A 26,502-nucleotide genomic window follows, 5' to 3' on the forward strand; every position below is an offset into this window, starting at 1 on the left:
ACCCCCATACTTCTGGGTCCGGGGGGCTGGTTTTTGTTTAAAAGCCCCCGGCCCCCCCGGGGTCCCGGGGGGGGGGGGGGCCCCGGCGGGCGGCGGGTTTCCGGCCGCCGGACGGGACCGCCCCTTTGCGGGCAACGGTTGTCCGCAAAGGCTGACAGACTCGGCCCATGGTGGAGACCTCGGCACGTCTGCTGCGTCTGCTGTCCCTGCTCCAGGCGCACCGGGAGTGGTCCGGCGCCGATCTGGCCGGGCGGCTGGGGGTCAGCTCCCGGACCCTGCGCCGGGACGTGGACCGGCTGCGCGAGCTCGGCTACCCCGTCAACGCCAGTCCCGGAACCGGCGGTGGCTACCAGCTGGGCGCGGGGGCCGAACTGCCGCCGCTGCTCCTGGACGACGACGAGGCCGTCGCCGTCGCGGTCGGGCTGCGCGCGGCGGCCGGGCAGGGCATCGAAGGCATCGGGGAGACCTCGGTGCGGGCCCTGGGCAAGCTGGAACAGGTACTGCCGGACCGGCTGCGCCGCCGGGTCGGCGCCCTGAACGCCGTCACCGTGCCGATGCTGCGCGGACCGGGCGCCGACGCCGTCGATCCGGCCCTGCTCACCGAACTCGCCCAGCTCTGCCGGGACACCGAACACCTGCGCTTCGAGTACCGCGGCCATGACGGCGCGACGAGTCGCCGCACCGTGGAACCGCACCGCCTGGTGTGCTCGGAACGCCGCTGGTACCTGGTGGCCTGGGACCTCGGCCGCGAGGACTGGCGCACCTTCCGGGTGGACCGTGTCACCCCGAAGCCTCCGCACGGCCCGCGCTTCGTCCCGCGTGAGCCCCCGGCCGGGGACCTGGCCGCCTATGTCTCCCGGGGCATCTCCACGCGCGCGTACGCCTCGCAGGCGGAGATCCGGCTGCTGGTGCCCGTCGAGGAGGCCGCGGAGCGGATCTCGCCCTCCGTCGGCGCGCTCCGGGCGGACGGGCCGGACACCTGTGTCCTGAGCACCGGGGCGGCGAGCTTCGACGTCCTGACGGTCCACGTGCTGCTGCTGGGCTTCGAGTTCGAGGTGCTGGAGCCGACAGGGCTGACCGATGCGATCGCCACGGCCCGCGACCGGCTCTCCCGCGCCCTGTCCCGGGCGGGGGGACCGGACGCGGCGAGTCGACGCCGGGGCGGGCGGATCGTGTGAGGGAACGGCGGATTTTCCGTGGGGGAACCGCCTTCGGGGCGCGCCTGCGGTCACGGCGACGGAATGGAATGGCCCGAAGGGGTCCGGGGTACTTCTCCAGGAATCCTCCGCCGGGTTTATCCGCGCCGTCGGCGCGATGCCCGGGAATTGTGTTCGACCCCCGGACGCAGAGGCTTCGAATCACCCATTCGTGTGATGGTCGTGGGCATAAACGCCTGTCGTGATCCTGTGACAGAAGTGTGACCGCCGGGGGATCTCGGGCAGGTGTTCCCGGTTCGGCCTTCCCCGTCCGCCGGGCAGGGCATAGCGTGACCGTATGGCACCCATTCCGACACCTTCCGCGGAACCCGACGACAGCCCGGACGCCTATGTGGGCCTGCCCGCGGACCGGGCCGAGCAGCTCGCGCGCGAGCGCGGCTGGGCGACGGTCCGGGCGCTGCCGCCGGGCGCGATCATCACCATGGAGTACCGCGTGGGACGGCTGAACTTCGAGGTGAAGGACGGCACGGTGGCGAGGTCCTGGAAGGGCTGAGACACGGCGACGGCCCCGGTTCCGCGAGGGAACCGGGGCCGAGGTGTGCGTACCGGGCCGTCGCCGCGGGGCCCGGCGGGACCGTCAGGGGCGGGTCGCCGGGGTGTTGCCGTGCGGGTGGCGCTCGCCGTGCGGCGGGCGGCGGCTGCCGGTCGGGGTGACCGGTGTGCGCTCCGCACGCGTCGAGTGCGGTCCCGGCGCCCGGTGGGCGGCCGGCCGGCCGGCCGGGCGGGACGCCGAGACCGGCTCGGGGGCCGCGCCGCCCTCACGGCCGGTGAGCGGCTTGAGCACGACCGGTCCCGCGACGGTGGCCGTGGGTGCCGTTTGGTCCCGCCGGGCCTGTCGGCGGTCGCGCCAGTGGTCGCGCCAGCCGAAGATCCGGTCCTCGGCACGGGCGATCAGAGGCTCGAACCAGGGCAGGGCCAGCAGGATCAGCAGGCCAGCCACCCAGCCGAGCAGGACGTCGCTCAGCCAGTGGGTGCCGATGTAGACGGTGGAGAGCCCGACGCCGAGCGAGGTCACCGCGGACACGGCGGACAACCAGCGCCGCGCCCAGGGAGCGGAGGCCAGATAGGCCAGGATTCCCCAGGTCACCACGGCGTTCGCGGTGTGACCGCTGGGAAATATACTGCCGCCGAGCCACATCTCGTTGGAGCCGATCTCGGTCGCGTAATGCGGTCCGAGGCGCCCCATGCCGTACTTCGCGGCACCGACGGTGACGTTGAGCAACAGCAGGGAGACCGCGAGCGCGAGCAGCGGACGCAGGGTGTGCTGCCGCCAGGAGCGCCAGCCCAGCCAGGCCGCGACCATCACCGCGGTCGGACCGCGCTGGCCGAGCACCACGTAGTAGTCGACGAAGGCGTGCAGCTCCGCCCACTGCTCGTACGGGCGGAAGAACATCACCTGCCAGTCCAGCCGGACCAGCCAGGACGTGATGACGACGGCCCACACGATTGCCACGTAGAAGGCCAGGGTGGAGCCGAAAAGCACCGTCCGGTGCCGGCTCATTCGAGGCACGTCGAGGTGGGCCGGTCGTTCCGGCTCACGATCCAGCCTCGCGAACACCCGGTCCAGACGGGTGGTCTTCCGTTCGGTACGCACCCAATCGACGTTACAGGGAGTGAACGCGCTTCCCCGTCGAATCAGCGGCTTTGTGATGACGATGTGATGTGGGATTGCTCTCAAGGCGGCCTTTATTTTCCGCGAATCGGCAATCGCCGGCGGTCGCCGCCTTCAATTCCTTTGATCATTCGAGGGGGCAGTTTTATCGCGCTTTTAGAATGCGTTCACCGAAGGCTGGTGCGGATTTTCCCCGGTGCTCACCGCTCGTCGGCACGGGAGGGGCGGGGCAGGGCCCGCGGGAGCGGTCAGGGCGGCCCGGAGCCGTTCAGCCAGAAGGCGCCGTACACCGCGGAGGCCACCGCGACGGACCCCACCACCAGCGCCGAACTGGGCGTACGCAGCCGGGCCAGGGCCAGGGCGGGGGGCAGCAGCAGCGGGAAGGCGGGCATCAGCAGACGCGGTTTCGAGCCGAAGTAGCTCGACGCGCACAGCGCGAGGAGGGTGACGACACCGGCGTACACCAGCAGCGGGAGCGGCTGGCGCTGCCGTACGCAGAGCACGTACAGCCGCACCAGCAGCCCGACCCCGAGGACCAGCCCGAGCCCCGCCGGGGCCGACGGAAACGACGTGAACTTCTCCGCCGTGAACCGGGCGAAGGCGAAACCGCCGTCGAACCCGTTCCGCCAGCCCGCCTGCACCTCGAGATACCCGAACAGGCCCTCCCCGGTCCGGTGCCCGACCCACAGAACGTAACCGGCGGCACCGAGCGGAGCGACGAACAGGCCGAGCGCCCGGCGGACACCCGCCCCGGGGGCGCCCGGCAGGACGGGCACGCCCCCGGCACGGGTCATGCGCCGGGTGTTCCCCTCCGGGGCGGCGCGTTCCCCGGAGCGCGCGCCGTCCGCCGTCGTCGAGCCACCACTCCCCCCGAACGAGCGGCGCTCGCCCTCACGGGTGCGGCGGTCGTGCAGGAAGGAGACGACGCCCGCCGCCCAGACGGCCGTGACCACCGCCAGTCCGACCGGGCGGGTCAGACCGGCCAGCGCCGCCAGGACCCCGGCCGTCACCCAGCGCCCGGTCAGCACCGCGTACAGCGACCACGCGGCGAGCGCCGTGAACAGGGACTCGCTGTACGCCATCGACTGGACGATCCCGACCGGCAGCACCGCCCAGAGCAGCACCGCGCACACCCCGGCCCGCGGCCCGTACACGTGGTCCGCCACCGCGAAGATCCCCCAGGCCGCGGCGAGCGAGGCCGGCACGGCGACCACGAAGCCCCCGTCCGCGTACGACAGCGGCGACACCGCCGCCACCAGTCGCTCCAGCCAGGGGAGCAGGGGGAAGAAGGCCAGGTTCGAGTGCACGTCCCCGTTCGCCAGGCGCACCTCGTAGCCGTACCCCAGTTCCGCGACCCTCGTGTACCAGAGGGCGTCCCAGCGGGCCGTGAGCAAGGTGTACGCGCTCGTGCCGCGTGCCTCGCTCCACAGGGCCAGGACGAGGAGGCCCAGGGCGCGCACGGCGGCGTACCCGAGGAGCGCCGGCGCAGCCCTGCGCAGTGCTCCGGGGCGGGCCGGCGCGGCACGGGTCTCGAGATCGGTCACGGGCCCGATTATCGACCGGGGGCACGGCCGGTCCGTCCCGCGGGGCGTGCGAACCCCCGGAGCGGGCCTCGGGAAGCGGTGGGCAGCGGTGCGGAAGTGGCGCACGCCACACCTGTGTGCCCGAGATGTGAGAGGCCCGCCACTCGATACCGGCGCGGCCTCGCGTACGCTGCCTGTCACTCGCCGTTCGTTGCGCGGGCCGGAGCCGTACCGCTCCTCTCCGGCCGAGTCACGGGGGAGTCCCCCACCCCGTGAGCCCGCCGAGGGCGAGGGAACATCTGGGAGGTCTGTACATGTCCGGGACGACCACGGCCGCCGCGCTGCGCCGTAGGGCGGCCGGGGCCGGTGCCAACCGCTGGGTGGTACTCGTCGTCCTCTGCGCCAGCCTGCTGCTCGTCGCCGTCGACGCCACCGTGCTGCACGTGGCGGTCCCCGCCGTCACGGAGGACCTCAGGCCCGGCGCGATGGAACTGCTCTGGATCGTCGACGCCTACCCGCTGGTCTGCGCCTCGCTGCTGATCCTCTTCGGCACGCTGGGCGACCGGGTCGGCCGCAGGCGCGTACTCCTGCTCGGCTACGCCCTGTTCGGCGTCGCCTCCGCAGGGGCGGCCCTCGCGGACAGCGCGCCGGTGCTGATCGCGGCGCGGGCGCTGCTCGGCGTCGGCGGCGCGATGATCATGCCCGCGACGCTGTCGATCCTGCGGCAGGTCTTCCCCCACCGGCGCGAGCGGGCGCTCGCCATCGGCATCTGGAGCGCGGTCGCCGCGGCGGGCGCGGCGGTCGGACCGCTGCTCGGCGGTTTCCTGCTCGAGTACTTCTGGTGGGGTTCGGTCTTCCTCATCAACATCCCGCTGATGCTGGTCAGCCTCCCGGTGGGCAGGATCCTGCTGCCCGAGTCGAAGGGGGACGGCGCCGGCCCCTGGGACGTGACGGGCGCGCTGATGGCCGCCGCCGGCCTGTTCTCGATGGTCCTCGGTGTGAAGCGGCTCGGCGGTGAGTCCGCCGGGGGCCTGTGGACCGTACTGTCGCTGGCCGCGGGCGCCGCCCTGCTGGCCGCCTTCGTCCGCCGGCAGCGCCGGCGCGCGCACCCGCTGGTCGACCTGCGGATGTTCGCCCGGCCGGCGTTCAGCACGTCGGTGGGCTGCATCGTGCTGGCGATGCTCGCCCTGGTCGGTCTGGAACTGATCGCCGCGCAGTACCTCCAGCTCGTCCTCGGCCTCTCCCCGCTGGAGACCGGACTGCGCCTGCTGCCGCTGACGTTCGCCGCGATGGCGGCGGGGCTGGCCGGCGCGCGGCTGCTGCGCCGGTTCGGACCGCGCCGCATGGTCTTCTCCGGCTTCTGTCTGACGGCCGCCGCGGTGCTGCTGCTGACCTCGATGGGCGGGCAGGACAACCGCGTCCTGCTGCTGAGCGGGTTCGTCCTGCTCGGCTTCGGTCTGGAGACCACGCTGTTCGGGGCGTACGAGTCGATGTTGAGCGAGGCACCGCCTCAGCAGGCGGGCGGGGCCGCCGCCATAGGCGAGACCTCGTACCAACTGGGCGCCGGTCTCGGGATCGCGCTCCTCGGCAGCGTCATGAACGCGGCCTACGTGCCCGGCCTCAGGGACGTTCCCGGAGTACCCGCCTCGGAGTCCTCGCAGGCGCGGCACTCGCTGGGCGAGGCCTACGAGGTCGCCGCACAGCTGGGCGGGCCCGCCGGAGCCGCCCTGAGGGACGCGGCCCGCCACGCCTTCGTGCACGGGCTGCATGTGACCCTGCTGGCCAGCGCGGTCCTGCTGCTGCTCGGGGCCGTGATGGCGCTGCGGCTGCCGCGGACGATGCAGTGCGAGCCGGCGGCCGCGGGGGGAACGCCCGCCAAGGCGCTCCCGGACGGGCCCGCCCGGATCCCGGCCGATGCCCCGGCGGAGGCGGCCGATGTCCCCGCGCCGAGGGAGGCCGCGGAGTCCCGCGTCTCGGTGTGAGGCGTGCCGCGGGGCGGCCGGGTGGACGTGCGCGACACCGCGTCGTAACGTCGGCCCGAATCTGACCAGCAGTGCTGGTCGAGCAGCACGGGCCGTATCGGTACCGGCCGGGTCCGTACCGGCCGCATCCGCCCGGATCGGCCCCGGCCCGATCGCCCCGGAGGGTGTCCATGTCCGCGTCCGCGAAGTTGCCCCTCTTCGACCCGGCCGACCCGCTCGGCCTCGACGACCTGCTGGAGCCGGAGGACCTGGCCGTCCGGGACACCGTGCGTGCCTGGGCGGGGGACCGGGTACTGCCGTACGTCGCCGACTGGTACGAGAAGGGCGAGCTGCCCGGTATCCGCGAGCTGGCCCGGGAGCTCGGCGGGATCGGCGCGCTCGGCATGCCGCTCAGCGGCTACGGCTGCGCGGGCGCCTCGGCCGTGCAGTACGGGCTCGCCTGCCTGGAGCTGGAGGCCGCCGACTCCGGCATCCGGTCCCTGGTCTCCGTCCAGGGCTCGCTCGCCATGTACGCGATCCACCGGTTCGGCAGCGAGGAGCAGAAGCGGCAGTGGCTGCCGGGGATGGCCGCCGGTGAGGTCATCGGCTGCTTCGGGCTCACCGAACCCGACCACGGCTCCGACCCCGCCGCCATGCGGACCCACGCCAGGCGCGACGGCGGGGACTGGGTGCTGAACGGCCGCAAGATGTGGATCACCAACGGGTCGGTCGCCGGAGTCGCCGTGGTGTGGGCGCAGACCGACGACGGAATCCGCGGCTTCGTGGTGCCCACCGACAGGGCCGGGTTCTCGGCGCCCGAGATCAAGCACAAGTGGTCGCTGCGCGCCTCCGTCACCAGCGAGCTGGTCCTCGACGACGTACGGCTGCCCGCCGACGCCGCACTGCCCGAGGTGACCGGCCTGCGCGGGCCGCTCAGCTGCCTGACGCACGCCCGGTACGGGATCGTCTGGGGCGCGATGGGCGCGGCGCGCGCCTGTTTCGAGTCCGCCGTCGGCTACGCGACGTCGCGGGAGCAGTTCGGGCGGCCCATCGGAGGGTTCCAGCTGACGCAGGCCAAACTCGCCGACATGGCGGTCGAACTGCACAAGGGGATTCTGCTCGCCCATCATCTGGGGCGGCGCATGGACGCCGGCCGCCTGCGGCCCGAGCAGGTCAGCTTCGGCAAGTTGAACAACGTCCGCGAGGCCATCGACATCTGCCGCACGGCCCGCACGATCCTCGGTGCGAACGGGATCTCGCTCGAGTACCCCGTCATGCGGCACGCGACGAACCTCGAGTCGGTGCTCACCTACGAGGGCACCGTGGAGATGCACCAGCTCGTGCTGGGCAAAGCGCTGACCGGGATCGACGCGTTCCGGTAGGCCGGCCGGGGGCGGGCGGGGGAATGGAAATGGGGGGCAGGGGCAGGGCCGGCGAGCGGCCCTGCCTCAGCTCTGGTTGAAGAAACCGTCCGACCGGTGCGCCGCCGGTTCCCCGCTGACGACCTCGGTGTCGGCCGGGCTCAGCAGGAACACCCGGTTGGACACACGCTCGATGGAACCGCGCAGACCGAAGATCAGCCCGGCGGCGAAGTCGACGACGCGCTTGGCGTCACCGGCCTCCATCGCGGTGAGGTTGATGATGACGGGGACCCCGGCCCGGAACAGCTCGCCGATGGCGCGGGCGTCCCGGAAGCTGTCCGGGGTCACCGTGCCGATGCGGCGGCCCTTCTCCGCGGCGACGTCCGTGGCCACCTTGACCCGCGGATCGGTGACCCAGGCGTCCCCGGGCTCGGTTCCGTCGGAGTAGTCGTCGTCGTAGTAACGCTCGTCTTCGTTGTCGTCGACGAGGCCAAGCCAGGCACTTGCCTTGCGTACCGATCCCATGGACGCCTCCTCTCACAGCGGTCCTTCTTGCTTTCCGCATTCCTATGGTCGTCCATGATGCGGATGGCGCGCCAAGTGATTGGACGCCGCGCGGGGGGTTTGTGACGGTACTGGTGCAGGGCGCATCCGTCGAGAGCCCAAGCCCCCCAAGGGTCCCGACGTAAGCGGATGCTGACTGTGAGTGAAATATGATTCTTCTCGGCGTATGGGTGATCAGCGGCGCGTACGGGTGAACGCGGCAGTGGGTACGATGCCGCCGCTCCACTTCGGATCACCCACGGGGGGACATCATGTTCGGAATGGTCAGGCCCTGCCGGCACCGGCTCGGTGAACGGCTCACGGCTCAGTGGACGGCGCATCTGTGCGGGCTGTGTCTGGCGTTGCGCGGGGACCACGGGCAGCTCGCACGCGTCGTCACCAACTACGACGGGCTGCTCGTCTCCGTCCTGACGGAAGCTCAGACCGAACGGGCCGGTGCCGGACGGCGCACGGCGGGGCCGTGTCCGCTGCGCGGTATGCGGACCGCCTCCGTCGCACACGGTGAGGGAGCCCGGCTCGCTGCGGCCGTTTCGCTGGTCCTGGCCTCCGCCAAGGTGCGCGACCACGTCGCCGACCGGGACGGGCTGCTGGCCCGCCGCCCGGTGGCACTCGCCGCGCGCCGCGTCGCTGCGAGCTGGGACCGGGCCGGGGCGCGGACCGGTTCGGACGTCGGGTTCGACACGGCCGTCCTGGTCGACGCCGTCGACCGGCAGGCCGGCATCGAGACCCTTGCCGGCCTCGGCACCCCGATCCTCACCGTCACCGAACCGACCGAGACCGCCACCGCGGCCGCCTTCGCGCACACCGCGGTACTCGCCGGGCGGACGCGCAACGCCGGGCCGCTCGCCGAAGCCGGGCGGCTCTTCGGCCGGCTCGCCCATCTCCTGGACGCCGTGGAGGACCGTGAGGCCGACGCCGCGTCGGGCGCGTGGAACCCCCTCACCGCCACCGGCACTCCGCTCGCCGAGGCTCGCCGGCTCGCCGACGACGCCGTGCGTGGCATCCGGCTCGCGCTGCGCGAGGCGGAGTTCACCGACGGCGGTCTGGCTCACCGGCTGCTCGTCCATGAACTGCCCAACTCCGTAGATCGTGCCTTCAACACCGTTTCTTGTGCCCACGGTTCTCACCCCTACGCACCGCCCGGCACGCCGGGCGGCCCCGGCGGTCCGGTGCCGCCCGGGCCGCCGCGCCGGCGCGGGCTGGTCGCCGGGTGCGCGGTGTGGGTGGGGCTGTTCTGCACGTGCCAGTTGTGCTGCGGGACCTATGAGGACCCCTGGACCGGGGAGCGCAAGGAGGCCTGCTCCACCTGCGACTGCAGCGGGTGCTGCGACTGCTGCAGCTGTTGCGAGTGCTGCAGTTGCTGTGGTGAGGACGGCGGCTGCGACTGCGGGTGTGACTGCTGAGCCCGGGATACAGGGCGGCCCGACATGCCGTCCGGCGGTTGTCGAGTCCTTTGGAGCTTGTTCGGAGGATCGTTCGCAAGATTATTCGGAGGGGTTACTTCCGGACATCTCTGTGGTGTGAGCGGCCGGTTGCGGCACGGAGGTATCGGCTGGTGACGTGGGGATGTCGAGGGTCGTGCCGGACGGGTGATGCGCAGGGCGACGACCGAAAGGCACTCTTGCGTCGACCGGGCCGTGGACCGAATACTCACCCCCAGCGCTTGTCAGGAGCACGGCATGTTCGGAATCCGGGCGACCGGTCCCCTGACTGCGCCTCACGGGCCCCAACCCCACGAGGGCCCCCTACTTCCTTCATGGAGGAACGAGAAGTGAGGATCAAGCGCACCACCCCCCGCAGCGGCATCTCGAGACGTACCCGGCTGATCGCCGTCTCCACCGGTCTCGTGGCCGCCGCCGCGATCGCGATCCCCAGCGCGAACGCGTCCGAAGCTCCCACCACCTTCAGCTCCGCCGAGCTCAAGGGCGCCAGCGGTTCGGTGCTGGAAGCCGACGTCCCGGGCACCGCCTGGGCCGTCGACAGCAAGACCAACCGGGTTGTCGTCACCGTCGACAGCACGGTGTCCGAGGCCGAGATCGCGCAGATCAAGCAGGAGGCCGGCGCCGACGCCGACGCGCTGCAGATCAAGCGCACGCCCGGAAAGTTCACCAAGCTCATCCAGGGCGGCGACGCCATCTACTCGAGCAGCGGACGCTGCTCCCTCGGCTTCAACGTCCGCAGCAGCAGCGGCGTCGATTACTTCCTGACGGCCGGTCACTGCACCTCCGGCGCGGGCACCTGGTACTCCAACTCCGGCCGTACCTCGGTCATCGGCTCCACGGCCGGTACCAGCTTCCCGGGCAACGACTACGGCATCGTGCGCTACTCCGGTTCCGTCAGCCGCCCCGGCACCGCGAACGGCGTCGACATCACCCGTGCGGCCATCCCGAGCGTGGGCACCACCGTCATCCGTGACGGCTCCACCACGGGTACGCGCAGCGGCCGGGTCACCGCCCTCAACGCGACCGTGAACTACGGCGGTGGCGACGTCGTCTCCGGTCTCATCCAGACCACGGTCTGCGCCGAGCCCGGCGACTCCGGCGGCTCGCTCTACGGCAGCAACGGCACCGCGTACGGTCTGACCTCCGGCGGCAGCGGCAACTGCTCCTCCGGCGGCACGACCTTCTTCCAGCCGGTGACGGAGGCCCTGAGCGCCTACGGAGTCAGCCTCTACTAGGCCGGACGCCCGCCTGCCGGGGCCGGCCGGTACCACCGGTCCCGCAGCACAGGGCCTCACCGCGGCCGGCGCACGACGACGAGCCCCCGCACGCAACCAGCGTGCGGGGGCTCTCCCTTGCGTGGACCCGGCGTTGCCTTCGAGGAGACGGATCAGGGCATACCGGGGCGCGCCGGGCGGTGCCGGTCGCGGGATCACCTGATGCACCCCTTCGGACCCGGGGGCCGTGATGATCGGCAGCCCCGCGGTCGGCCGGGGATGCGGACCGGCCGGGTCGAGATCGAGGACGCCCCGCTGTCCGGCGCCATGAGGCGGTCCATGGCCCTCCGGGGCGCGCCGCGCCGGCGGACGGATTCCGGCCCCTGCCGTACGGCGTGGGCGAAGTTCGGCCCCTGTGAGATGACCCCGGGTGCGCCGGACGGCTGACGCGGTTGGCCGGGGGCGAGGTGCCGCCCTCGGTGCGGGGGGTCCGAGGGTCGGTGACGCCGTATCAGGTGACGTCGGCGTCTCGCTGGGCATCGCCAGAAGTTTTTACCGACGCGTAACTTCCTTGTAGGGCTACCCGCCCGTAACTTGACGAGTGAACAACAACCTCGTGATCCGGGTCACAGGGCGCAAGGCCGTCGCATTCTCCCCTTGACGTGCAAGGAGATCACACGATGCTGCCCTGGAAACGAGTGGTCAGACCCCTGGCCGCGCTCCTGCTGGCCGCCGCGGCCCTCACTGTCCCCACCGCCACCGCCACCGGTGCCCATGCCGCGGGCGCGCCCAGCTCGGGGTGGAACGACTACTCCTGCAAGCCGTCCGCCGCCCATCCCCGCCCCGTCGTCCTGGTCCACGGCACCTTCGGGAACTCCGTCGACAACTGGCTGGGCCTCGCGCCCTATCTGACCCACCGCGACTACTGCGTCTTCTCCCTCGACTACGGCCGACTCGACGGCGTCCCCTTCTTCCACGGCCTCGGCCCCATCGAGGAGTCCGCGCGGCAGCTCGACGTCTTCGTCGACAGGGTGCTCGCCGCGACCGGAGCGGCGAAGGCCGACATCGTCGGACACTCGCAGGGCGGCATGATGCCCCGCCACTACCTCAAGTTCCTCGGCGGCGCCGACGAGGTGAACGCCCTCGTCGGGATCGCCCCCAGCAACCACGGCACCACCCTCGCCGGCCTCACCCGCCTGCTGCCGTACTTCCCCGGCGTCGGGGACCTGCTGACCGAGGCCACCCCCGCCCTCGCCCAGCAGGTCGCCGGCTCGGACTTCCTCACCAGGCTCAACGCGGGCGGTGACACCGTGCCCGGCGTCCGCTACACCGTCATCGCCACCCGGTACGACGAGGTGGTCACCCCGTACCGCAGCCAGTACCTGAGCGGGCCGAACGTGCGCAACGTCCTGCTCCAGGACCTGTGCCCGGTCGACCTGTCCGAGCACGTGGCGATCGGGCTGATCGACCGGATCGCCTTCCACGAGGTCGCCAACGCCCTCGATCCGGCCCGCGCCCGCCCCACCACCTGTGCCTCGGCGTTCAGCTGACACGTGCAACCGCCGTACGCGTGTCGGGGCCCGTCCGGCCTGAGCCGCCGGACGGGCCCCGGGTCACGGTCGACACGAGGTCGGTGATCGACGCGGGGTCAGCGGCCGTGCCGCCCGCTCGCCGCGCGCCGCCGGGTGGAGGCGAACAGCGCCGCCGAACCGAGCGCCAGGGCGGCGGCCCCGCCGACCATCAGGTACGGGGTGTTCCCGTCGCCGCCGGTCTCCGCGAGGTTCCCCGAAGCACCGGCCGCCTTGGGCCGGTTGGCGGCGGCCTCGGGGGTGCCGGCGGCGCCGTCCGCGTCGGCGCCCGCCGTGTCACCGTCACCGTCACCGTCGGTGTCGGTGACGGCCGGGTCCGGGGCCGGCTGCGCGGTGGTGTGCGGGTCGTCGTCTCCGTGACCGTGGTTCTCGATGGTCGACCTGTCGGTGCCGTCGTCGATCTGCTCCTCGGAGGGCGCGGAGGCGACCGGCGCCGGGGCGGCCTCGCCCTTGGGCGTGTCACCGGCGTCGGACCCGCTTCCGCTGTCGTCGGTGGTGCCCCCGTTCGCGTCTCCCTCTCCTCCGCCGAACGAGACGTCCGAGCAGGAGTAGAACGCCTCCGGGCTGTCCGAGCGCTGCCACACCGCGTACAGCAGATGCTTGCCCGACCGCTCGGGAAGTACGCCGGAGAACGTGTAGAAACCGCCGGTCGCGGCCGGGTCGGTGGACGTCGCCACCGGGTTCGCCAGATCCAGGTCACCCCAGCCCAGCGGTTTCGCCGGGTCGTAGCCGGGCTTGGTGAGGTACACCTTGAAGCTGCCCCTGTGGGGGGCGGTCACCCGGTACTTGAAGGTGTACGAGCCGCTGCTCACCGATGTCGTGGGCCAGTCGGCACGGGCCAGGTCGAGCCCCTTGAACGCCTCGTTGTTCGCGCTGCACAGCTTGCCGTCGGGGATCAGCTCCTCGTGGCGCCCGCCCGCGTCGCCGATGCGTACGCCGTTCCAGTCGTAGAGCGCCTGGGTGCCGCCGGCCGCGACCGCCGCCCGGCACGCCGCCGACTTCGGACTCTCCGGACCCTCGGCGAAGCACTGCGCGACCCTGCTGACCGGGTCGCCCATCGAACCGTGCGCGGCCGCCGGCGAGGCGGACAGCCCGGTCAGGGCGAGCGGGACGATACCGACGGCGGCGACAGCGGCCTTGCGGCGTGCGGGCATTGCAGCAACTCCTCGGACGGTCAATGGGCTTGGGGGGATCCCGTGGGGGGACGGCTCAGAAACTAGCCCCAAGAAACCGGGAAATCGCCTGCCGAAGGCCACTCGGGGAGATCCTTATGGCCCCGTTAAGGGAGCGCTCAGGCTGGGATCAGGTAGGAACCCGCGAGCGGCCTCGGCCGAGGAGTTGTGGAAGTGCGAGAGGTGGGTGGGGGACGGCGAGGCCGGTCGGGATGCCGGCGGGCCGGCTCACCCGCCCTCCTGGCTCCGCCCGGTGGGCGGGTGAGCGTGGGGCGGCTGTCGGACGACGTGGCTTTGTGGGGCCGGGGGCGGACGACGAGCGCTAAGCGGTGGTCGTGGCGACGGACGGCTGCCCCGGACCCTTCACGCGAGCAGCGCGCCCGGCCCGCCCTCGCGGGCCAGGGCGTCCAGTGCGTCGAGGGCGGCCATCGCGGTGGCCGCGGCCCCGGGATCGGTCGCGGCGAGGCCGCTCGCCGCGAACTCGTCCTCGTCCAGCCGCCGTACGTCCGTGCCGTCCGCCGGGACCCACAGGTCCAGGTCGAGATCCTCGACCACCAGCCGGTTGCCGGAGAGCTCGGCCGGGCGGGTGATGTCGCAGTAGTGGCCCTTGAGGGTGCCCGTGGCGGTGCGTACCTCCTTCACCGCGTACCACCGGTCGCGCCAGTAGTACTCGGTGAAGACGTCGCCGGGCTCGAAGCGGACGAAGCCGAAGTCCCGCGCGCCGGCACCCGCCCAGGGCGCGCGCACGGTGACGCGGATGCCGTCGTCGGCGAGCAGTTCGGCCGGGTAGCCGATCTTCGTGCGCCCCGCCTTGACGAGGACGACGTCCAGGAGGACCGGGCGGTCAGCCGAGTTCACGGACATACCGCACCTCCGTGCCACAGACCTCGTAGCCGAACCACTTGTTGATCGCGATCATCGGCTCGTTCCCGGTGTCGTTGCCCGTGAACGCCTCCGTGTACCCGGCGGCACGGGCGCGGTGCAGGGAGTCGTTCTTGGCGAGCTTGGCCAGACCCCGGCCGCGGTGGGCCCTGGCGGTGCCGGTCATGACCGTGCCGTACCGGGTGCCGCCGTCCGTGCGGGCCGCGGAGAAGGCGGCGGGCCGGCCGTCCACCACCGTCACCGAGGTCAGCTCGGGGCTGAACAGCGGGTGCCGCCAGGTCTCCTCCAGCCAGGCCTCGTAGTCGGTGAACTCCGTGTCCACATCGCTCGGTTCGTCCGCCGTCGTTTCCGCGTCCAGCGCGAACAGTGGGCGCGGGTCGTCGGCGAAGTCCGAGCCCGTGCGCAGCTCCACGCCGGGCGGCGGGTCCTGGAGCGGGGGGAGGGTGCCGTTCGCCAGGTCCAGGCGGAGGAAGTGGGCGGTGCGGCTCGCCCGGTAGGCGTGCCGCTCGGCGAAGGCGCGGTTGCCGGGTTCGTCCAGCACCCAGGCGAACAGCCTGGTCGCCCCGTGCGCGGTCAGGTGCTCCTCGGCGGCGCGCACGAGTGTCCTTCCCGCGCCCCGGCGCGTGTGCGCGGGATGCACGTACACGTTGATGTTGCCCTGGCCCGGCTCGGAGCTCTCGTGGGTCAGGTGCACCTGCGCCGTGCCGATCACCTCCCCGTCGGCCACGGCGACGAGGGGACGGTAGTGGGCGTCGGGGTGCAGACGGGTGAGGTCGTGGGCGAGGGACTCCGGGGTCAGGAGGATGAACGGCAGCGCGGCGTGCCGGACGCGGGCGAAGCCCTCGAGGTCGGCGCGGGCTTCAGGGCGCAGATCGCGGACGGTCACAGTCATGGATGCGCACGCTACGGGCGGACGTGCCGGGGCCGCCTCTCATTTTCCGCTCGTCCTTCGCCGGGTGCGGGACAATCGGGCCGTGACCCTGAAGATCCATATCGACGACAGCGCGCCGCCGTACGAGCAGGTGCGGGCGCAGATCTCCGAGCAGGCCCGGTCGGGGGTGCTGCCGGTGGGCCACCGGCTGCCGACGGTGCGGGGCCTGGCCCAGACGCTCGGCCTCGCCGCGAACACGGTGGCCAAGGCCTACCGCGTGCTGGAGGCCGACGGCGTGATCGAGACCCGCGGACGCAACGGTACGTTCGTCGCCGCCGCGGGCTCGGCCGCGGAGCGGGAGGTCGCGGCGGCGGCCCAGGCGTACGCGGAGCGGGCGCGACGGCTCGGGCTGGACGAGGACGCGGCCCTGGCCGTCGCACGGGACGCGCTGCGGGCGGCGTACGAGGCGTAACCGCGGGCGGCTGTGGGGGAACGGGGGAGCGGGTGGTGGCCGGTTCGGCCCCCGTGCCCCGTGCCCCGTGCCCCGTGCCCCGTACCCCGTACCTACAAGTACAGCCCCGCCTCCGCGTTCCCCCGCGGTTCCGGCAGGGCCGTCGGGGAGGTGCCCCTGCGCAGGGCGAACAGCTCGGCCAGGGTCGCGCCCTCGCGGCCGACGCCGTCCTCGTGGCCCAGCCAGTCCACCGCCTCGGCCCGGGTCAGCGATCCCACCTCGATCCGGGCGAGACAGCGGCCGGGACGGACCACGGCCGGGTGGAGGCGCTCCAGGTCCTCGTTGGTGGTGACGCCCACCAGGACGTTGCGGCCCTGGCCGAGCAGGCCGTCGGTGAGGTTCAGCAGCCGGGACAGGGCCTGCCCCGCGGTGTGCTTGGCCTCACCGCGGATCAGCTCGTCGCAGTCCTCCAGCAACAGCAGCCGCCAGCGCCCCTTGCCCGTCGTCGCGTCCTCCTCGCCGATCGCGATGTCCATCAGATAGCCGACGTCGGAGAAGAGGCGCTCCGGGTCCAGGACGCAGTCCACCTGGCACCAGTCCTGCCAGGAGCGGGCCAGCGTGCGCAGCGCGGACGTCTTCCCGGTGCCCGGCGGGCCGTGCAGCAGGAGCAGCCGGCCCGCGATGTCCTCGGGCGTGGTCTTCATCAGACCGTCCATGGCGTCCGCCACCGGCGCGGTGTAGTTGGGCCGGATCTCGTCCCAGGTGCCCGCGGAGATCTGCCGGGTGGTGCGGTGCGGCCCGCGGCGCGGGGACACGTACCAGAAGCCCATGGTGACGTTCTCCGGCTGCGGTTCCGGTTCGTCCGCCGCGCCGTCCGTGGCCTCGTCGAGGATCTTCGCCGCGAGTTCGGCGGTGGTCGCGGTGACGGTGACGTCGGCGCCCCGGTTCCAGCGGGAGACCAGCAGCGTCCAGCCGTCGCCCTGGGCCAGGGTGGCGCTGCGGTCGTCGTCCCGGGCGACCCGCAGCACCTCGGCGCCTTTCGGCAGCAGGGTCGCGCCGGAGCGGACGCGGTCGATGTTCGCCGCGTGCGAGAACGGCTGCTCGCCCGTCGCGAAGCGGCCGAGGAACAGCGCGTCGACGACGTCGGACGGGGAGTCGCTGTCGTCGACGTTGAGCCGGATCGGCAGTGCGTCGTGCGGGTTGGCTGGCATACCGTCATGATCGGGCACACGGACGCCCCCGCGCACCCGGTTTCCTTCAGGCACGCGGGGCGCGCGACGTGCGTGAAGCGCGCCGTGTGCCCGCGTCACAGCCGGACGCGCGCCGCCAGCCGCCGCGCGTGCCGCGCCCGCCGGAGTACCGCGTACCCCTTGGTCAGGGCCCGGTCCCGGACGAAGACGCGGGTGAGGCCGCGGCCGTCCACCAGCCGCTCGAACTCGGCGGTGTCCGTCGACCGGCGCACGGTCACGCGCCGCAGCGCGTACGGTCCCTGCGCGCGGCGGGCGAGCCCGTTCCCGACGGCGAGCGCCTGCGCGTACCCCGTCTCCCGTACCGCCTCCCGCACCCGGCGGCTGGAATAGCCGTAGGGATAGGCGAACGACGTGGGAGCGCGGCCCAGTCGGTCCGAGACGATCTCCTTGCACAGGATCAGCTCGGAGCGCAGCCGCCGGTCGTCGAGCTGGTCGAGCTGCGGGTGGCTGTGGCTGTGGCCGCCGATCTCCACGCCCGCGGCGGCCAGTTCGCGGACCTGCTCCCAGTCGAGCATGGTGTCCGGGCCGCCGCCGGTGTCGTGGGGCCCCCGGAGCCAGCCCGTGGAGACGAAGAGCGTGGCGGGGAAGCGGTGTTCGGCGAGGGCCGGCAGGGCGTGCCGGTGCACGCCCTCGTAGCCGTCGTCGAACGTGATGAGGACCGGCCGCGCGGGCAGCGGCCGCCCGGTGCGCCAGCAGGCGGCCAGTTCGGCCGTGCCGACGGGGGTGAGGCCCCGCGCGGCGATCACCGCCATCTGTTCGGCGAACGCCCGCGGGGACACGGACAGCGCGCGGGTGGCGTCGTTGGGGTCGTCGGCCACCGAGTGGTACATGAGGATCGGCACCCGTTCGTCAGCCACGGACACCCCCTCGCTCCCTGTCCGGCCGGTCTTTCCCGCGGTGCGCCCCGCCCCCCGGGTCCGGCACGTCGACCACGGAGAACGTGACCCCGCCCCGCCGGGCCCGCACACTCCCCACCACGTATCCGCCCGCCGCCGTGAGCACCCCGGCGACGATCGCGCCCGCGCGCCCCGCGCCGCCCGGCCGGGCCAGCAGGGCGTCCCGCAGCCCCCGCACCACCCCGGCCGGCAGCACCCGTGTGGTGTACCGGCGCTCCGACTCCAGTCCCTTCCCGGCGCCGACGCTGCGCGCCACCAGCGCCTTGGACAGGCCCTCGGCGTAGGTGCGGGTGCGGAAGTAGCGGAAGTGCTCGCGTGCCTCGGGCACCCGGTGGTGGATCACCGCGCGGTCGTCGATCAGCAGGACCGCGTCGGGCCGGGCGCGGCTGAGGCGGATGCACAGTTCCGTCTCCTCCCCGCCCAGCGGGCGCTTGTTCCCGTCCCGCCCGATCCCGGTGGCGAAGCCGCCCGCCGCGTCGAAGGCGGTGCGCCGGAAGGAGGCGTTGCCGCCGAGGACGTTGCGCACCCGCACGCGTCCGGGCGGCAGGCCCCGGTAGGTGCAGCCCACCACCCAGTCGAACTCCTCGGGGAACCAGCCGGGGCGCCGGCCCGACGCCCAGAGGGGTTCGGTGCGCCCGCCGACCGCCATCACGCGCGGATCGGCGTACGCCTCGGCGAAGTGTCCGAGCCAGTCGCGTTCGGCCACGGCGTCGTCGTCGAGGAACGCGACGATCCCGCCGCGCGAGGCGGCGATGCCGGTGTTGCGTCCCGCGGACAGGCCGCGGGGGCCCGCGTTGGCGAGCACCCGCACGTCGTCGGTGTCCTGGTACTCCTTGGCCAGCCGGTCCAGCAGAACCCGGTTGTGGTCCACGACCAGCAGGGTCTCCAGGGCCGGCCGGGACTGCGCCCGCACCGAGGAGACCGCCGCGAGGACGTCCTCCCAGCGGTCCTCGGTGTAGGCGCAGATCACGACCGAGATGCCGGGCGGGCCGGACGCGTCGGACCCGTCCGGCCCGCCCGTCCCGTCCCGGGCACCCGTGATGCCGGGCTCGCTCAAGACACCTTCCCCCGCACCGTGTCGAGCAGCGGGGAGTGGTGCGGGGAGTGGTGCGGACGGCGGCGCAGCGCACGCCGGTTGGAGCGCTCCTGGAGGATCACCCCGAGGACGCGGAACCCGTCCCGCACGGCCCGCAGATTGCTCGCGCCGTGGATGCGCAGGTACTCGTGGCTGGGGATCTCCTGCACTCTCAGTCCGGCCTTGACGACCCGGATGTTCATCAGGGTCTCGACCTCGAAGCCGGTGCAGTCGAGGTCGATCTTGTCCAGGCAGTGTCGCCAGAACGCGTTGTAGCCGTAGCAGAGATCGGTGTAGCGGGCGCCGAACTTGCGGTTGACGACCCCGCACAGGATCCGGTTGCCGAGCTTGCGGATGAAGGTCATGTCGTCGGTGCCGCCGCCGTTGGCGAAGCGGGACCCCTTGGCGAAGTCCGCGCCCGAGACGAGGGCGGAGACGTACGACACGATCTCGTTGCCGTCCGCCGAGCCGTCCGCGTCGACCATCACGATGATGTCGCCGGTGCAGGCCTGGAACCCGGTGTTCAGGGCGTCCCCCTTGCCCTTGCCGCGCTGTTCGACGACCTTGACGTCCGGCCACAGCTCCCGGGCGACTTCGACGGTGTCGTCGGTGGAGTTGCCGTCGACCAGGACCACTTCGTGGATCCAGTCGGGAAGCGTCTTGAAGACGTACGGCAGGTTCTCCGCCTCGTTCATGGCCGGTATCACCACGCTCACCGGCGGTGCGATGGCCAGGTGCGAGGAGACGGGCCGGTACTTTCCGGTGGCCGGCGGATTCTGGTCCGCGGTCGCCGGCTGCAGAACGGAACTCATGAGTCTGGTCCCTCTCGTCCGGTGGGCCGCCCGCCCCTGGGCAGCCCGGCTATTCGTCCGGTTCGAAAGGGGGGTTCTCACCCGCGCACGACGCGACAAGAGCTCCGTGCACGCCGGGTGAGCTGGCAAAACTGGCCGACCGCGGCACATGCCGGCCGACCGCGCGGCCCGGCCCGGTCTCCTTGCGGTCACCGAGCACGGCACCCCCCTACCGCGCCCCGCGCCGGTGCGTCGCGGTCCTGAGCCCTCCCCTGGAGCCGCTTACTGACGGACCGATGCGGGTGAGATGTATTGCGATGTATGACGGTATTGACGATTGCGCCCGTATGGCAAGACCTGAAACCGGGCCTCACGTTTTCGTCGGTTTGAGTGTTACGTGCGACTCCGGCTGTGGTGGCTCACGCGAAGAGGCGTGCCGGCTCGGATGGTCCGCATGGCCGACTTTGCCCCCTGAAGCGCCGGATGCCGGACTTCAATCTGACGCAGCCCGTTGTGGGCGTCAAGGGCCGAACGGCCCCAAGGCCTGATTTCGTCCGGGATTGAACAGATGTTCCGGTGGCCGGTGACGGCGGTCCGGTGGTGCTCCCGTGACGTCGCGTCAGTGCTCCGATGGCGGTCGGACCGCGACCTCGTGGTGGTCGCGTGGTGGTTTTGTGGTGAACGAGGTGTGGGGTTTCTGAGGAGGGGCCAATGTTTTTGGCATGGACACTTCCAGTCGACGCGCGTAGTCGCTATGAAGGTTGCGGCAGAGATCCTGCTAAAGGGAGGTTCCATGAGACGTTCCCGACTTTCCGTCTATCTCGGTTCCATCCTCCTCGCCGTCGTCACCACCCTCACCGGTGCAGCCACGGCGCACGCGTCCCAACAGGCCGCCGCCGACGGCTATGTGGCGCTCGGCGACTCCTACTCCTCCGGCGTCGGAGCAGGCAGCTACATCAGCTCCAGCGGAAACTGCAAGCGCAGCACGAAGGCCTATCCCTACCTCTGGAACGCCGCCAACTCACCCTCGTCCTTCGACTTCACCGCCTGCTCGGGCGCCCGAACGGATGAAGTTCTGGCGTCGCAGCTCGGCCCGCTCGGCACCGGCACCGGTCTCGTCTCGATCAGCGTCGGCGGCAACGACGCGGGCTTCGCCGACGTCATGACGACCTGTGTGCTCCAGTCCGAGAGCACCTGCCTCTCCCGGATCAACACCGCGCGCTCGTACGCCACCTCGACGCTCCCCGGCAAGCTCAACAACGTCTACTCGGCCATCCGCACCCGGGCCCCGAACGCCGAGGTCGTCGTCCTCGGCTACCCCCGCTTCTACCAGCTCGGCACCACCTGCATCGGCCTCTCCGAAGCCAAGCGGGCGGCCGTCAACGACGCGGCCGACCTCCTCAACAGCGTCACCGCCCAGCGCGCCAACGCCCACGGCTTCACCTTCGCCGACGTGCGCACCCCGTTCACCGGCCACGAGATCTGCTCCAGCAACTCCTGGCTGCACAGCGTGAACTGGGCCAACATCGGCGAGTCCTACCACCCGAAGGCGGCCGGCCAGTCCGGCGGTTACCTCCCGGCCTTCAACAGCGCGGCCTGATCCGCCCGGGAGCCGCCTTCCCCGGAGGGCGGCTCCCCCGAGGCCCCGTCACCCCACGGCTCGAACCTCCTCCCTCAGGGAGTGGCCGCCGAACCAGCGGGAGAGGGGGAGGCCCCGTCCGACGCGGTCTCCGTCCCGCACGTCACCGAGAACGGCACCGAGTCCGACGCCGTGTGCACGGGCTCCCGCACCTCCACCCCGATGCTGTTCTCGAACGTCCCGGACTCCTGGTACGTCGTCACGGTCACCGTGTCCTGCTTCGTACGCCCGCCGCCCTCCGGGAACGACAGCGTCCGCCACCCCGGGTCGGCCACCGAGCCGTCCTCGCCCACCCAGCGGTAGGACACCTCCGCGGGCAGCCGTCCCACGGTGAACGTCGCCGTGAACGAGGGCGCCCCCTCCCGCGGCGGGGGACAGACACCCGAGTACTCCGTGTGCGCGCCCTCCACGGTCACCCGCACCGACTGCTGCGGCGGGGAACTCTCCCCGCCGTCCCCCTCGCCGTCCCCGCCGTCGTCCTCGGAGGTCGCCGGGGCGGACCCGCCGGTCTGCCCGGTTCCGTCGTCGCTCCCGGTCCGGCTGTCGTCGTCGCCGGTCCGCGCGGACGAACTCGCCCCGCCCGCACGGTCGTCCGCGCCGCCCGTGCCGTCCCCACGGTCCAGCAGCGCGTACGCCAGACCGGCCAGCGCCAGGGCCAGTACGGCCACGCCCGCGGCCAGGACGACGGCGGCCCGGCGACCGCGCCCGGGACGGGCGACCGAGGTGGTCCCGGTGGACGGGAACGGGGCCGCCGGGGTGGGCCGAGGCGCGGGGGCCGCGGGCGGGTGCGGGTGGGCCGCCACGGTGGGGACGTAAGGGGCCGGTCCCGTCGTACCGGTGGTCGTCGTACCCGCGCCCGGTGTGCCTCCCCCGGAGGGGGTGCCCCCGGCGCCGACGAGCCACAGGTCCTGCTGTGCCCGCACCGCCGACAGCCGCTCGGCCGGGTCCTTGCGCAGCAGGCCCTCGATGACCGGGGCCAGCGGCCCCGCCCGGCGCGGGGGCGGCAACTCCTCGTCGACGATCGCGCGCAGCGTGCTCAGCGGGGTGTCCCGACGGAACGGCGAGCCGCCCTCGACCGTCGCGTACAGCAGCACGCCGAGCGACCACAGGTCGGACTCGGGGCCGGGGGTGCGGCCCAGCGCCCGCTCCGGGGCGAGGAACTCGGGTGATCCGATCACCTCACCGGTCATGGTCAGCGCGGAGCTGCCTTCGACCGTGGCGATCCCGAAGTCGGTGAGGACGATCCGCCCGTCGTTCGCGATCAGCACGTTGGCGGGCTTCACATCCCGGTGCAGCACCCCGGCGCCGTGCGCGGCGCGCAGCGCGGCGAGCACCTCCGCGCCGATGTGCGCGGCCCGCTGAGGGGCCAACGGGCCCTCGGCGTCCAGCACCTCGGCCAGGGACAGGCCGCGGACCAGCTCCATGACGATCCACGGGCGCCCGTCCTCGGTCGCCACGTCGTACACCGTCACCACGTTGCGATCGGCGATCCGGGCCGCCGCCCACGCCTCCCGCTCCAGCCGGGCGTACATCCGTTCCACGTCGGACGCCGGAAGTCCGGCCGGGGCGCGGACCTCCTTGACGGCGACCTCGCGGTGCAGCACCTCGTCACGGGCCCGCCACACGGTCCCCATGCCGCCCTCGCCCAGCGGCGACAGCAGCCGGTACCGGCCCGCGATCACCCGCTCACTGCCCGGTTCCTCGGACATGGCGCCCCCCATCGCATCCGGGCGAATTCTCCGCTTCCCCATGAACGTAGCTCAGCCGAGTGCGGATGCCGCCCCCCTGAACACCAATCCGGCCCCCAGGGCCACGACGACGAACGCCGATCCCAGGGGCGCGCTCCGGCGCACCAGCGCGACCACCGGGCGTGCGGTCCAGCGCGGGCGCCGGGCCAGGAGCCGGTTCACGCCGCTGCCCGCCTTCACCACGGCGTATCCGGCGGCGGTGAGGGTGAGGGCCAGCCCGACGCCGTACGCGACGACGAGCAGCAGACCGAACCAGGCCTGACCGAGTGCCGCGGCGCCCACCAGCACGACCACGGCGGACGGACTGGGCACCAGCCCGCCGGCGAGACCGAGCAGGACCGTGCCGCGCAGGGTGGGGGCGACGGAGTGGGTGTGCGTGCGACCGCCGTGGGTGTGCTCGACGGAGTGGGTGTGCCCGGCCGGGTGGGGGTGCGCGTGACCGGGGTGGTCGTGAGCGCCGTCCGCGTGGGTGTGCCCGTGTCCGTGGTCATGGTCGTGCGGGTGGTCGTGCCCGTGCTTGTGGCTGTGCTCGTGCCCGTGCCCGTGGTGATGCGGGTGGCTCTGCGTGGCCTTCCGGTGGGGCAGGGCCCGGCGGAGGAGGCTCGCGCCCGCCAGGGTGACGAGGACGCCGCTCGTGATGCCGAGCCAGGCGACGACCGAGGGCGTGGCGGCCGAACCGGCCGTGACCAGCAGGCCGAGCGCCACCACGCCGAGGGTGTGGGTGACCGTCACCGAGGCGGCCATCGGCAGGACGTCCCGCAGCCGGGCCCTGCCGCCCCGGGCCGCCGCCGTCGCGGCCATGAGCGTTTTGCCGTGACCCGGTGCGAGCGCGTGCACCGCGCCGAGGCCCACCGCGATCAGCAGCGCGAGCGCCGCGAAGCCCGCCGTGAGGTCGTGCCGGGCGACGAGGTCGTCGAGGGCGCGTGTCCACCGGTCCGCACCGCGGGGCAGCACGGAGGCGGCGGGCGCTTCGGTCTCCGTTCCCTGCCCCGCCAGCGCCGGTCCGCCCGTACGCACCCGGAGGGACGCGGTCGCCGTGTCGGCCGGTGAGGACAGCAACTCCTCCGGGTAACGGGTCAGTTCACGCGACAGTGACGTCTCGGGCACGTCCGACGCGGCCAGCGTCATCCGGTCACCGCGGGCGGTGATCTCCCGCCAGCCGGGGCCCGAGGACGTCCCGGCCCCGCGGAAGGAGACGTCCACCGCGCTGCCCTCGGGCAGCGGAGCGGTCAGCCCGCACTCCACGCGCAGCGTGTCGAGCCCGGCCTGACCGGGGCGCACACGCGCGCGGCTGCTCCGCACGGTGACCGGGACCGCACGCCCGTCCACACGGACCTCGCTGTCGCGGGCGGCGCCGGCGCACCGCCGCTGTGCCCACCCGGCCGTACCCAGCGCATCGACGTCCGGCTTCGCCTGGGTGGCCGGGATCTCGGCGAGGTCCTCGACATGGTGGACGCGGAGCTCGCCCGGCGCGGCGACCAGACCGTCGTACCGGTTGACGGTGAAGTTGCCGAGCGGGTGCGCGCTCGCCGCGGCCGCCGGGAGCAGCGTGAGCGCGCAGGTGGCGGCGAGGACGGGGACACCGGTGGCGAGACGCCGGCCGGTGCCGCCGGCGGAGAAACGGCGGAGGTTCACCGTGCGGCCTCCAGGTCGTCGAGGGCGGCGCGGGCCGCGCGGGCGCCGAGGGGGGAGAACCCGGGGTTCAGTTCCAGGGCGGCCGTGAGGGACCGGCGGGCGTCGGCGTCGTGACCGGTGGCGCGTTCGATCATGCCGCGGTGGTGGAGGAAGCCGGCGTTGCGGTAGCCGGTGGCCGTCGCCCGGCGGGCGTAGGGGAGTGCCTCCTCGGAGCGCCCACTGCGGTGCAGGGCCCAGGCGAGGGCGTCCGCGGTGTGCACGCTGTGCCGGCGGGCCCATTCGGCGCGGGCCGCGCGCAGGGCGGCCTCGGGGTCGCCGTGGTCGGCGGCGGCGAGCGCGGTGTCCAGGTCGGCGTTGACCCCGCCGGCGCGGGCGAGGGCGACCTGGGCGTCGACGAGGGCGTACTGGTCGGCCGCCTTCGTACGGTCGCCGTCGGCGCCCCGGACCTCGTACAGCTCGCCGAGGGCGACCAGCGGGCCGGGCAGCGGGGAGCGGGCGACGACCTGCTCCAGCGTCCCGATCGCGCCCGCGCGGTCACCGCTCGCGGCCTGGGCACGGGCCCGGCCCTCCAGCGCCGGGAGGTACTCCTCGTCGGCGGCGAGGGCACGGGCGAAGTGGGTGAGCGCGGTCTCGTAGTCACCCCGGTTCCAGGCCAGTTGGCCGAGCGCGGTCGCCACGTACGCCACATCGGCGGGTGCGGACACGCCGTCCAGGGCCCGTTCCAGCACCTCGCGCGCGGTCCGCGTGTCCCCGCGCAACTCCCGCACGTACGCGTACCGCGTGAAGACGGGCACCCCCGGTCGCCGGCTGTCCGCGGTGTCGGCGGCGTCGGAAGCCTCGTCGTACCGGCCGAGCTCCACGAGGGCGTCGATGCGGGAGGACAGGGCGCGCTCGCTGTAGGGGTTCCGCTTCAGGGCCCGGTCGGCGTATTCCAGGGCGCCGGAGAAGTCGTGGCGGGCCGCGGCGAGGGCGGCACGGCCGGCCAGGGCCTGCTCGTTGCCGGGTTCGAGCCCGAGAGAGCGGTCGAACGCCCGATCGGCTTGCGGATAGCGGGACGGATCCCCCTCGGTCCGCGCCTGCTCGACGTAGGCGAGCCCCAGGCTTGCCCACCCGCCGAAGTCCCTGGGCTGGGCGCGGAGACGGGACTGCAGGGCCCGGATCCCCGCGTCCAGGTCGCCTCCGGCGAGCACACCGGCCGCGAGCGCCCCGGCCGCGGGAGCGGCATCGGCCCGTGTTCCGTCCCGGTCGCTGCCGACGGCGACCGCCCCGGCGGTCATGGCGACCGCCAACAACGCGGCGCACACCGTGAGATGCGCCCCGCGCGAGCGGCGCGCAGCGGCGGAGAAGCGGCTCAGGGCAGCCACCCGCGCGCCGGGCGAGAAGGTTCCGACGGCGGGCTCGGCCGCCTCGCCCCCGACCCCGGCCTGGGGCACCCCGGCGCCGGCCTCGGCTCCGGCCTCGGGTCCGGTTCCGGCCTCGGCTCCGGGTCCGGCCTCGGGTCCGGTTCCGGCCTTGGCTCCGGGTCCGGCCTCGGGTCCGGTTCCGGCCTTGGCTCCGGGTCCGGCCTCGGGTCCGGTTCCGGCCTTGGCTCCGGTTCCGGCCTCGGGTC

General features: G+C 73.1%; 22 protein-coding genes. 9 read left to right on the top strand and 13 right to left on the bottom strand.

All coding sequences use genetic code 11. The annotated features are described in order from the left end of the window. The first annotated feature begins 167 nt into the window (after positions 1-167). Together ACFWVE_RS28865 and ACFWVE_RS28870 are read left to right on the top strand one after the other, a co-directional pair. Positions 168-1,178 carry a helix-turn-helix transcriptional regulator gene (locus tag ACFWVE_RS28865; RefSeq protein WP_384020060.1) on the top strand — a complete coding sequence of 337 codons (1,011 nt, stop codon included), beginning with the start codon at positions 168-170 and terminating at the stop codon, positions 1,176-1,178. A 316-nt stretch (positions 1,179-1,494) separates the two neighbouring features. Beyond that, positions 1,495-1,710: an I78 family peptidase inhibitor gene (locus ACFWVE_RS28870; protein WP_384020063.1), complete on the top strand. Its 216-nt coding sequence runs from the start codon at positions 1,495-1,497 to the stop codon at positions 1,708-1,710. 84 nt (positions 1,711-1,794) lie between these two features. Here the strand turns inward: ACFWVE_RS28870 and ACFWVE_RS28875 are convergent, their stop codons facing one another. Together ACFWVE_RS28875 and ACFWVE_RS28880 are read right to left on the bottom strand one after the other, a co-directional pair. Then, entirely contained in the window at positions 1,795-2,811 is a 1,017-nt protein-coding gene (locus tag ACFWVE_RS28875; RefSeq protein WP_384020066.1) for a phosphatase PAP2 family protein, read from the bottom strand. A 266-nt stretch (positions 2,812-3,077) separates the two neighbouring features. Beyond that, positions 3,078-4,373, bottom strand: coding sequence for a mannosyltransferase family protein (locus tag ACFWVE_RS28880; RefSeq protein ID WP_384020069.1), 1,296 nt, complete (start codon positions 4,371-4,373; stop codon positions 3,078-3,080). Between the two features lie 293 nt (positions 4,374-4,666). Between ACFWVE_RS28880 and ACFWVE_RS28885 the strand changes: the two genes are divergently transcribed. Together ACFWVE_RS28885 and ACFWVE_RS28890 are read left to right on the top strand one after the other, a co-directional pair. Beyond that, the gene (locus tag ACFWVE_RS28885; RefSeq protein WP_384020072.1) at positions 4,667-6,334 is read left to right on the top strand and encodes an MFS transporter; all 1,668 of its coding nucleotides are present in this window, start codon (positions 4,667-4,669) and stop codon (positions 6,332-6,334) included. A gap of 170 nt (positions 6,335-6,504) precedes the next feature. After that, complete coding sequence (locus tag ACFWVE_RS28890; RefSeq protein WP_384020075.1) at positions 6,505-7,695, top strand: acyl-CoA dehydrogenase family protein; 1,191 nt, start codon at positions 6,505-6,507, stop codon at positions 7,693-7,695. A 66-nt stretch (positions 7,696-7,761) separates the two neighbouring features. On the opposite strand, the gene ACFWVE_RS28895 is transcribed toward ACFWVE_RS28890, so the two are convergent. Further along, positions 7,762-8,199: a cell division protein SepF gene (locus ACFWVE_RS28895; protein WP_384020078.1), complete on the bottom strand. Its 438-nt coding sequence runs from the start codon at positions 8,197-8,199 to the stop codon at positions 7,762-7,764. A gap of 290 nt (positions 8,200-8,489) precedes the next feature. Between ACFWVE_RS28895 and ACFWVE_RS28900 the strand changes: the two genes are divergently transcribed. From ACFWVE_RS28900 to ACFWVE_RS28910, 3 genes are all read left to right on the top strand, one after another. Beyond that, the gene (locus tag ACFWVE_RS28900; RefSeq protein ID WP_384020082.1) at positions 8,490-9,641 is read left to right on the top strand and encodes a DUF5685 family protein; all 1,152 of its coding nucleotides are present in this window, start codon (positions 8,490-8,492) and stop codon (positions 9,639-9,641) included. Between the two features lie 368 nt (positions 9,642-10,009). Further along, positions 10,010-10,915 carry a S1 family peptidase gene (locus ACFWVE_RS28905; protein WP_384020085.1) on the top strand — a complete coding sequence of 302 codons (906 nt, stop codon included), beginning with the start codon at positions 10,010-10,012 and terminating at the stop codon, positions 10,913-10,915. 659 nt (positions 10,916-11,574) lie between these two features. Next, positions 11,575-12,444: an esterase/lipase family protein gene (locus ACFWVE_RS28910; protein WP_384020088.1), complete on the top strand. Its 870-nt coding sequence runs from the start codon at positions 11,575-11,577 to the stop codon at positions 12,442-12,444. Between the two features lie 98 nt (positions 12,445-12,542). Here ACFWVE_RS28910 and ACFWVE_RS28915 read toward each other — a convergent pair whose 3' ends face one another. The 3 genes from ACFWVE_RS28915 to ACFWVE_RS28925 form a co-directional block, all read right to left on the bottom strand. Next, entirely contained in the window at positions 12,543-13,637 is a 1,095-nt protein-coding gene (locus ACFWVE_RS28915; protein WP_384020091.1) for a lytic polysaccharide monooxygenase, read from the bottom strand. A gap of 381 nt (positions 13,638-14,018) precedes the next feature. Next, positions 14,019-14,519, bottom strand: coding sequence for a DUF402 domain-containing protein (locus ACFWVE_RS28920; protein ID WP_384020094.1), 501 nt, complete (start codon positions 14,517-14,519; stop codon positions 14,019-14,021). Further along, entirely contained in the window at positions 14,500-15,429 is a 930-nt protein-coding gene (locus ACFWVE_RS28925; protein WP_384020097.1) for a GNAT family N-acetyltransferase, read from the bottom strand. Before ACFWVE_RS28925 ends, ACFWVE_RS28920 begins: the two co-directional genes overlap by 20 nt. Positions 15,430-15,511: 82 nt before the next feature. Between ACFWVE_RS28925 and ACFWVE_RS28930 the strand changes: the two genes are divergently transcribed. Further along, positions 15,512-15,880: a GntR family transcriptional regulator gene (locus tag ACFWVE_RS28930; RefSeq protein ID WP_384020100.1), complete on the top strand. Its 369-nt coding sequence runs from the start codon at positions 15,512-15,514 to the stop codon at positions 15,878-15,880. Positions 15,881-15,972: 92 nt separating this feature from the next. On the opposite strand, the gene ACFWVE_RS28935 is transcribed toward ACFWVE_RS28930, so the two are convergent. The 4 genes from ACFWVE_RS28935 to ACFWVE_RS28950 form a co-directional block, all read right to left on the bottom strand. Then, positions 15,973-17,070, bottom strand: coding sequence for a DUF5925 domain-containing protein (locus tag ACFWVE_RS28935; RefSeq protein ID WP_384020102.1), 1,098 nt, complete (start codon positions 17,068-17,070; stop codon positions 15,973-15,975). Positions 17,071-17,165: 95 nt separating this feature from the next. Beyond that, positions 17,166-17,966, bottom strand: a complete 801-nt coding sequence (locus tag ACFWVE_RS28940; protein WP_384020105.1) for a polysaccharide deacetylase family protein — start codon at positions 17,964-17,966, stop codon at positions 17,166-17,168. Beyond that, on the bottom strand, positions 17,959-18,975 hold the full coding sequence (locus ACFWVE_RS28945) for a glycosyltransferase family 2 protein (protein WP_384020122.1): 1,017 nt from the start codon (positions 18,973-18,975) through the stop codon (positions 17,959-17,961). The genes ACFWVE_RS28940 and ACFWVE_RS28945 overlap by 8 nt, the downstream gene beginning before the upstream one ends. 83 nt (positions 18,976-19,058) lie before the next feature. After that, entirely contained in the window at positions 19,059-19,892 is an 834-nt protein-coding gene (locus ACFWVE_RS28950) for a glycosyltransferase family 2 protein (RefSeq protein WP_384020108.1), read from the bottom strand. Between the two features lie 772 nt (positions 19,893-20,664). Here ACFWVE_RS28950 and ACFWVE_RS28955 point away from each other — a divergent pair. After that, a complete protein-coding gene (locus ACFWVE_RS28955; RefSeq protein WP_384020110.1) occupies positions 20,665-21,471 on the top strand; it encodes an SGNH/GDSL hydrolase family protein in 807 nt (268 codons plus the stop codon). Positions 21,472-21,545: 74 nt separating this feature from the next. Here the strand turns inward: ACFWVE_RS28955 and ACFWVE_RS28960 are convergent, their stop codons facing one another. The 3 genes from ACFWVE_RS28960 to ACFWVE_RS28970 all read right to left on the bottom strand — a co-directional run. After that, entirely contained in the window at positions 21,546-23,219 is a 1,674-nt protein-coding gene (locus ACFWVE_RS28960) for a serine/threonine-protein kinase (RefSeq protein ID WP_384020113.1), read from the bottom strand. 51 nt (positions 23,220-23,270) lie between these two features. After that, the gene (locus ACFWVE_RS28965; protein WP_384020116.1) at positions 23,271-24,893 is read right to left on the bottom strand and encodes a sulfite exporter TauE/SafE family protein; all 1,623 of its coding nucleotides are present in this window, start codon (positions 24,891-24,893) and stop codon (positions 23,271-23,273) included. Beyond that, on the bottom strand, positions 24,890-26,502 hold a 1,613-nt coding region (locus ACFWVE_RS28970), incomplete at its 5' end, for a tetratricopeptide repeat protein (RefSeq protein WP_384020119.1). The genes ACFWVE_RS28970 and ACFWVE_RS28965, both read right to left, overlap by 4 nt.

Source organism: Streptomyces sp. NPDC058632, assembly GCF_042717095.1.
In the GTDB taxonomy this organism is placed as follows: domain Bacteria; phylum Actinomycetota; class Actinomycetes; order Streptomycetales; family Streptomycetaceae; genus Streptomyces.